1 protein-coding gene and 1 pseudogene are annotated in these 1,403 nt (G+C 67.3%); both read right to left on the reverse strand.

What is annotated here, in order from left to right; all coding sequences use genetic code 11:
- A pseudogene (locus VA603_RS01825) lies at positions 1-229 on the reverse strand (hypothetical protein); the annotation flags it as partial.
- A gap of 102 nt (positions 230-331) precedes the next feature.
- A partial coding sequence (locus tag VA603_RS01830) for a helicase C-terminal domain-containing protein (RefSeq protein WP_323437776.1) occupies positions 332-1,403 on the reverse strand: 1,072 nt, incomplete at its 5' end.

Here is a 1,403-nt window from a genome sequence, read left to right on the forward strand (position 1 = left end):
GTCCGGGCGGTGCGAACTTCTGGTAGCGACGCAGCTCGTCGGCGACCAGGCCCACGTCCACGCCGCACCTGGCCAGTGCCTGTCCGGCCTGCAGCACCTGCTCCAGCGCACGACCGACTTCGGTCAGCCCGTCGGCGTCGAACAGCGCCAACGACGCCAGTGCGGGGTCGTGGTGCTGGAGGCGTTGCAGCTGGGTTTCCCAAGGGAAGGTCGCGGTGAAGTCGGGCATGGGATGGATATCGGTAGAAGAGGAGAGTACGAGGCGGGTGTGCGGACCCTCACCCCAACCCATTTCCCGCTTGCGGGAGAGGGGCTTTTCATCTTTCGGCGGCTAGCCGATCACCCGCTTGAACGGCGGCAGCGCGTCGATGATGCGCTTGCCATAGCGGCGCGTCAGCAGCCGCGAGTCGAGGATGACCACCCGCCCGGTGTCGGTCGAGGTGCGGATCAGGCGGCCGGCGAACTGCGTCAGCGTGCGCAGCGCGTGCGGGATCGCGATCAGGTTGAACGAGTTCAGGCCACGGCTTTCGAACCACTCGCTCAGGGTCGAGGTCTGCGGATCGGTCGGCACCGCGAACGGCACCTGGGTGATCACCACCGTGGTGCAGGCCTCGCCCGGCAGGTCCAGGCCTTCGCCGAACGAATTCAAACCGAACAGCACCGAGCCCTCGCCTGCGGCGGTGCGCTTGAGGTGCTCGTCGATCATCTTCTGCTTGGCGCCCTCGCCCTGCACCAGCACCTTCCTGCGCAGGGAGGCCGGCATCAGCTCGGCCACCTTTTCCATCTTCCAGCGCGAGGTGAACAACACGATGCTGCCCTTGTCCCAATCCAACTCGGCGGCCAGATACTTGGCCACTTCCTTGGGATGGCGCTCGCGGTCGTCCGGCGTCACCGGGAACTTCGGCACGACCAGCTCGGCCTGGTTGGGCAGGTCGAACGGCGAGGCCAGCGACACCATCTCCGCGTCCTCCGGGATGCCGTTGTCGATGGCCAGCGACTGGAAATCACCGCCACCGGTGAGCGTGGCCGAGGTCATCACCACCGAATCCACTTCGTCCCAGAGCAGCTTGCGCAGCACCATCGCCGCCGACACCGGCGAGCAATGCAACTGGTAGTCGCCCTCGCGCGACAGGGTCACCCAGCGCGCGATCGGCGGCTGGCCTTCCTTGTCCTCGCGGCGCCAGCCCGCCCACAGGTTGTACTGCTGCTCGATCATCTCCAGCGCCATGCCCAGGTTGCGCTGCAGGCGTTCATGGCCGGCATCGTCGGGCTTGCCCTTGGCCACCAGCGCGGTGGCGGCGGTGGCCCAGTTGAGCAAGGTACGGGTTTCGTCGGCCAGTTCCTCGATGGGCTGCTTCCATGCCTCCGGCAGGCGGCCGTTGGCGGCGCGCCACATCGGCTCG

The sequence above is a fragment of the Stenotrophomonas capsici genome (genome assembly GCF_034961085.1).
GTDB lineage: Bacteria > Pseudomonadota > Gammaproteobacteria > Xanthomonadales > Xanthomonadaceae > Stenotrophomonas > Stenotrophomonas capsici.